Below are 6,487 nucleotides of genomic sequence, written 5' to 3'. Positions count from 1 at the left end.
GTGCCAATCACCGGGGACTCTTATCGATTGAAAGACCATCGGTCAGAACAAACTGTGGCTGATGAAGTGAGCAATAGTGAGCATTATTAAGCGAACGAAATTGTACATAAAGACGTTGACATTTATAGTGCGCGCCGCATGCGGCGCATGTCCACTCGCGGACGTGCAGGTCCTTCTTGCCGCCGTTCTCGCCGCAGGCCGAACAGACCTGGGTCGAGGCGAACCACGGATCGGCTTGAACGAGCGTCCGGCCGTGGAACCTGCATTTATAGGCGAGCTGGCGGACGAACTCGCCCCACCCGGAGTCCCCGATCGACTTCGCCAGGCGGCGGTCCTGCATCATCTCCCTCGGCTTCAGCGTCTCGACCACGACGACTTGGTTCTCGTCGACGATGCGTCTAGACAGCTTGTGGAGGAAGTCGTGCCGTCGGTTCTTGACCTGCTCGTGTTTCTTCGCGAGGACGAGCCGGGCCTTCTCGCGGTTCCGGCTGCCGGGCTTCTTGCGGGAGAGCGCACGCTGCGTGCGTTTGAGCCGCGCCTCGGCCTTTCGTAGGTTGCGCGGGTTCGCGATCTTCTCCGTGACGAGCGCGTCGTTCGTCATGACGGCGAAGTGCCCGAGGCCGAGGTCGATCCCAATCTTGTGCTCGGCCGGGACCCACGGCTCGTCGTCCTGCTCGACGAGGAGCGACACGAAGAACTTGCCCGTCTTCGTCATCGACACGGTCGCAGAGCGGATGGCCCCGTCGAAGATTCGGTGCTGTGTGAAGCGGATGAACCCGACCTTCGGGAGCCGGACCCGGTCCCCCTCGATGCGGATCGTGCCGTGCTGGTTGTTCGTCGTGTAGGAGGCGCGCGATTTCCGTCTCGACTTGAACACCGGAAAGCCGGCCGTCCCGGCGAAGAACTTCGCGAACGCCGCGTCGAGGTGAAGCTTCGCATTCGCGAGCGCGAGGCTGTCCGCCTCGGCGAGGAACGGGAACAGGGGCTTGTACGAGGCGGGTGTCGGCAGTTTGCGCTTCGGGCCGGTCCCAGCCTTCGCCTCCTCGTGGATGGCGATGCGGTCCTCGAGCAGCTTGTTGTAGATGAACCGGGCACAGCCGATCGTCCTGACCAGGAAATCGGCCTGTTCCGACGTCGGGTGGAGCCGGTATTTGTAGCCATTCAGCATGTCTCCCCCTCCTCTCGGCCGATGATCGTGATGAACGCCTTCCTCATCCGATACCCGCGACGGGGGAAGGGAAATCTGACGGAATCACGAACTTCTGTTCGTCATATCTGTCACAGGGGTGGCCAAGAAGTTTATGTACGGGCGATTCATCTCCCACCTACGCTGGGCTTCGCCCCAGACGCTTAGAGGTGGGAGAATTCTCGCTTAATTATGTTAAAAAAAGCGCGCCGATTTGGCGCGCTTGTGCTTATTTCAAGATGGTGACGAGTTCGTCGAGCACTTCGTTGGCTGACAAGACGCCGCCCGACGTGTTCCACGTATCGTCGCTCACTTCGGTCACTTCACCGGCCTTGACGGCTTTCAAGTCTTTCCAAAGCTGGTTTGACTGCCATTCTTCGGCCGTCTTCGATCCGTCCGCACCGCCATATGTGAAGTAGACGATATGGTCGCCGTCCATTTCCGGGATGCGTTCCATCGTGACTTCTTCAGCGAATTCCGTGCGGTCTTGTGACGCCGGGCGTTTGACGCCGACGTCGCCTAAGATGACGCCTGAGAAGCTGTCCGTGAAGTAGATGCGTGACGCGCCAGGAAGGAAACGTACGACCGACAATTCTTTGTTCACGGCGTCGCCGAGCTCAGTTTTCGTGTCTGCGACGTGTTGGTCGTAGTCAGCTAACACGTCTTTTCCTTTGTCTTCGAGGTTGAGGGCATTCGCGTAAAGCGCGAAGTTCTCTTGCCAGTCGCCTTTAAGCGTCTCTGACATGACCGTCGGTGCGATCGCGTTCAGCTTGTCATAGATGTTCTCTTGGCGAAGCTTCGTACCGATGATGAGGTCTGGATCGAGTTTCGCGATCGCCTCGAGGTTGACCTCGCTCTCTGTCCCGACTTCCGTCACATCTGTCATCTCAGACTCGATGTGCGGGTACCACGGGTCACCGTTCCATGACTTGACGGCACCGACTTGTTTGACGCCGAGGGCGATCAACGCCTCGGTCCCTTCGTTCGTCAAGACGACGACGCGTTTCGGCTCTGTTGGAACTTCAGCCGTGCCCATGGCGTGCTCGACTGTGCGTGTCGCTGCTTCTTCTGATTCGTTCGAGTTGGTCGCCTCTTCCGACCCGCCGCAAGCAGCGAGGACAACGGTCAGACAGAGCGTAAGTAACGCTAATGTAAGTTTTTTCATATGGATAAAGTCTCCTCTGTATAGTAAGTTTTCCTTCCCGACTATAAGTGATAATGATTATCACTGTCAACCCCTTTTTCTAACAGCGAGATTTTGCTATGGTAGGGGAGGAAAGAAGTGAGGAAATGATGAAACCGTGGATCAAACTATTTGCCTTGATCATCGCATTACCAATCTTGAGTTATATCAGTTTACGGGTCGGCGTCATCCCGGTCGGTCACGAAGACGTGCTCGGCTTAGGTGGTGACGTATCCTCTAAGGCGATGATCGCCTTAGAGGACAATCGGATTCCGAGGACCGCCGTCGCCCTCGTCGTCGGGAGTGTCCTCGGCTTGGCTGGACTCTTGTTTCAACTCGTGACGCGCAACCCGCTCGCGTCACCCGATATTTTGGCCGTCAACGCCGGGGCGAGTCTCGCCATCGTGCTCGTGACGCTGTTCGGGTTCAGCAGTATCGCCTCGTTCACGACGGCCGCACTCATTGGCGCTTTCATCGCCGGTGTCATCGTCTATCTCCTCAGCGCGAACGGTGGCAACGTCATGTATATGACGCTCGCCGGCGCATCGCTCGCGGCGCTGTTCAGCTCGTTCACCCAATCGATTATCGCGTATGAGGAAGGGGCGCTCGACGAAGTGCTATTTTGGCTGACCGGGTCGGTCGCGGGACGATCGCTAACGCTCGTGACGACGCTCTTGCCATGGATGATTGGCGCGACCGTGCTCGTCATCTTCATCAGTAAAGAACTTGAGACGTTGTCGCTCGGTGATCAAGTCGCCCGTTCGCTCGGTCAAAACGTCGGTGTTGTGAAGTTCGTCGCCGTGACGCTCGCCGTCATCTTGTCGGCGTTCGGTGTCGCGCTGGCCGGTCCGATCGCTTTTGTCGGATTGCTCGCCCCGCACCTCGCTAGGTACATGTTCGGTACGGCGTTTTTCGCGAGGTTGCTCGGGAGCGCCCTGCTCGGAAGTGTACTGTTGCTCGCGGCCGATATTTTCGGACGTATCATTTTATTCCCCCGCGAAGTCACGGTCGGTGTCGTGCTCGCCGTCATCGGTGGAGCTTTCTTCATCTATCTCGTCAGTGCTAGACAAGGAGTCTTTAAGTCATGAAATCATACAGTTTTCGAAAAGGACCGTTCTCGTTCACGCTCAGGAGGCGTGAAGTCGTCTTGGCGGTTGCTTTACTTGTCGGTCTCATCATTGCCATTTATTTAGGTCTCGCCATCGGAGAAACGTTTTTGACGCCGTGGTCACTCGGGGCACTCTTCGCTGGATCGGGTGACGCGTTCGCGGAGCTCATCGTCTACGAGTTCCGGATGCCGCGCGTGCTCATGGCGATCACCGCCGGGGCCTGTCTCGCCGTCAGCGGGCATTTGTTACAGTTGACCATCAAGAACGAACTCGCCTCACCCGAGATTTTCGGGATCGTCGGTGGGGCCGGGGTGGCGACGGCGACGTTCTTTACCGTCTTCACCGACGAGCGGACGAATCAGTTGTCCGTCCCGCTCGCCTATATCCCGTTCGCCTCGTTTGCCGGGGCACTCGTGGTCGGGGCGTTTCTGTTTTATTTATTGAAGCGCGGCGTCCCGCCGGTCCGACTCGCACTCATCGGGATCGGGATCAGCATCTTCTCGCAAGGGCTCGTCCAGTTCATGATGCTCGCCTCGAACGTTTATCGGAAGAACGATATTCAACAATGGTTGACCGGTACGGTGTACGCAGCGACGTGGAAGCAACTGACGATCATGGTCCCGCTCGCGATCCTGTTTTTACTTGCCGCTTTCTTGATTGAACGGCACGTCCGGCCGCTCCACATCAGTGAGGCGGTTGCGACGAGCATCGGGGTGCCGGTGCGCGGGATCCAACGGGGGACGCTCTTGTTGTCGTGTTTACTCGCCGGCATCGGTGTCGCCTTCGTCGGCGCCATCGGCTTCGTCGGACTGATGGCACCGCACATCGCCCGTCAAGGATTGAAACTGCCTTATGTTTGGGCGACGCTCCTCGTCGGGGCGACGATCGTCGTGTTGGCGGACGCGATCGGGCGGACGATCTTTTATCCGTATGAGCTCCGGACCGGTGTGATGACAGCCGTCATCGGTGCGCCGTACTTCTTCTATTTACTTCGCCGTATGATGAAAGGAAGCATGAGATGAATACATTTGATTTACAGCAAGTCGCCATCGGCTATGAACAGAAGACGGTGCTCGACGATTTGACGTTCTCGATCCCACACGGAAAGATCACCGTGCTCATCGGCGCGAACGGGTGCGGGAAGTCGACGCTTTTATCGACGCTCGCGAGGCAGCGCAACGCTTTAGCAGGCACGGTCTCGTTCCGCGATAAGCCGCTCGACGCTTACCGGGCGAAGGAAGCGGCCCGGCTCATGGCGTTCATGCCGCAAGTGAACGTCGCTCCGGACGGCCTGACCGTCGAACAGCTCGTCCGCTTCGGCCGTTACCCGTACCAGACGTTCTTCAAGCGCTATTCGGAAGACGATGAGCGCGCCGTCGAGCGGGCGCTCGCCTTCACAGACACGGTCTCGCTTCGAGACACGCTCGTCAGCAACTTGTCGGGTGGGCAGAAGCAGCGCGTCTGGATCGCCCTCGCCTTGGCCCAAGAGTCGGAGACGATCCTTCTCGATGAGCCGACGACATATCTCGACATGTCGCACCAAATCGAGATCCTCGACTTAATGTACCGGTTGAACCGGTTGGAAGGCAAGACGATCATCATGGTGCTCCACGACTTGCATCTCGCTTGTCGTTACGCTGATCACGTCATCGCACTCGCGGGCGGCAACGTCTACCGTCAAGGCGATCCGAACGACGTCGTCGATGAGACGTTCATGAAAGACGTCTTCGGCTTAAAAGTCGTCGTCACGAAAGACCCGCTGTACGGGACGCCGCTCTGTATCCCGTACTCGCATTATGAATTGAATGAGAAACATCCTTGAATGCCTAGTCTTCGGACTAGGTTTTTTTTCGTCTGAACCCGGGGAAGAACTAAAGGAAAGCTGATGTGTCCCTGTATGTGTAAAAGGAGGAGCCAACATGAGTAAGAAGGAAAAACAGCCGTACCATATCGTTACGTTCACGTTTCCAGAAGAGTCGATTTCGTATCAGGCGTTCAGCAAGTTGAAAAAATATCACGCCGACGGGCTTATCGGGTTCGAACAACTCGTCGTCATCAAGCGTGAGGACAACGGGGCGTTTTCATTTGAGGACGCGGTGCAGTTGAAACCGGTGACGAAATCGACGAAAGGCGCGTTGATTGGGATGGCGGTTGGTATCCTCGGGGGACCGTTCGGGATTCTGTTCGGGACGCTCACCGGCGGACTGATCGGTGGGACGAAAGATTTGAAGCACGTCCAAAGCATTCAAGAGACGTTCAAACGGACCGTCGGCAACATCGAGCCCGGGCAGACCGGTGTGATGGGGATCGGGGAAGAGTTTGACCATTCGGTGCTCGATGGGCTCGCGAGCGAACTCGGTGGGACGATTACGCGGACGGACGAAGAATTATAAGGGGGACTCGATACATGAAGATCGGGATATTAGGAGCCGGCAAGGTCGGGCGTACGCTCGGCCGCAAGTTCGAGGACGTCGGCTATGACGTGTTATACGGGACTCGGACGGAACGAGAGGGAACGATGTCGCTCCAAGAAGTGGCGTCAAACAGTGACGTTCTGTTACTGACGACACCGTTCGCGGCGGCGATCGATTTGATTCAGTCGCTCCGGGATTTGAACGACAAGATCGTTATCGATGTGACGAACCCGATCGCGAAAGAGTTTGACGCGATTGAGCGGCCGGATGGGAAGTCGGGGGCCGAACATCTGCAGGACTTGGCCCCGCACGTCCGCATCGTCAAGGCGTTCAACCAGACCGGGGTCGAGACCTTGGAGAACCCGAACAAGTCGATGATGTTCATCGCCGGGGACGATCAGGAGGCGGTTCGGGCCGTTCAAGGCTTGGCCTCGAAGATCGGCTTCGACGCGCATACGCTCCACCACTTGAAGCTCGCCCGTGAACTCGAGTCGCTCGCCTGGTTATGGATTCATTACGCGACGAAAGAGCGGAAACATCGCAATTTCGCGTTCTACTTAAAAGAGAATAGTTTCTAACCAAAAGACGGCCGCGC

7 protein-coding genes are annotated in these 6,487 nt (G+C 57.3%); 5 read left to right on the top strand and 2 right to left on the bottom strand.

Annotated elements, in window-relative coordinates; all coding sequences use genetic code 11:
- Positions 1-7: 7 nt before the first annotated feature.
- Together EVJ30_RS04985 and EVJ30_RS04980 are read right to left on the bottom strand one after the other, a co-directional pair.
- Positions 8-1,168: an RNA-guided endonuclease InsQ/TnpB family protein gene (locus EVJ30_RS04985; RefSeq protein WP_236635993.1), complete on the bottom strand. Its 1,161-nt coding sequence runs from the start codon at positions 1,166-1,168 to the stop codon at positions 8-10.
- 247 nt (positions 1,169-1,415) lie between these two features.
- The gene (locus tag EVJ30_RS04980) at positions 1,416-2,351 is read right to left on the bottom strand and encodes an ABC transporter substrate-binding protein (RefSeq protein ID WP_131468244.1); all 936 of its coding nucleotides are present in this window, start codon (positions 2,349-2,351) and stop codon (positions 1,416-1,418) included.
- A gap of 128 nt (positions 2,352-2,479) precedes the next feature.
- Here EVJ30_RS04980 and EVJ30_RS04975 point away from each other — a divergent pair, with 128 nt between their 5' ends.
- The 5 genes from EVJ30_RS04975 to EVJ30_RS04955 all read left to right on the top strand — a co-directional run bounded on the left by EVJ30_RS04975 (position 2,480) and on the right by EVJ30_RS04955 (position 6,470).
- The gene (locus tag EVJ30_RS04975) at positions 2,480-3,457 is read left to right on the top strand and encodes a FecCD family ABC transporter permease (RefSeq protein WP_236633546.1); all 978 of its coding nucleotides are present in this window, start codon (positions 2,480-2,482) and stop codon (positions 3,455-3,457) included.
- Entirely contained in the window at positions 3,454-4,500 is a 1,047-nt protein-coding gene (locus EVJ30_RS04970) for a FecCD family ABC transporter permease (RefSeq protein ID WP_131468242.1), read from the top strand. Before EVJ30_RS04975 ends, EVJ30_RS04970 begins: the two co-directional genes overlap by 4 nt.
- Complete coding sequence (locus tag EVJ30_RS04965; protein ID WP_131468240.1) at positions 4,497-5,300, top strand: ABC transporter ATP-binding protein; 804 nt, start codon at positions 4,497-4,499, stop codon at positions 5,298-5,300. The genes EVJ30_RS04970 and EVJ30_RS04965 overlap by 4 nt, the downstream gene beginning before the upstream one ends.
- A gap of 97 nt (positions 5,301-5,397) precedes the next feature.
- Positions 5,398-5,871 (top strand): hypothetical protein, encoded by a 474-nt coding sequence (locus tag EVJ30_RS04960; protein WP_131458200.1) that lies wholly within the window; start codon positions 5,398-5,400, stop codon positions 5,869-5,871.
- 14 nt (positions 5,872-5,885) lie between these two features.
- Entirely contained in the window at positions 5,886-6,470 is a 585-nt protein-coding gene (locus tag EVJ30_RS04955; protein ID WP_016509935.1) for an NADPH-dependent F420 reductase, read from the top strand.
- Positions 6,471-6,487 lie beyond the last annotated feature (17 nt).

The sequence above is a fragment of the Exiguobacterium sp. SH5S13 genome (genome assembly GCF_004337085.1).
Taxonomy (GTDB): Bacteria; Bacillota; Bacilli; order Exiguobacteriales; family Exiguobacteriaceae; genus Exiguobacterium; species Exiguobacterium aurantiacum_A.
Note: the sequence above shows the minus strand (reverse complement) of the source record. Positions and strands in the feature narration are given on the sequence as shown.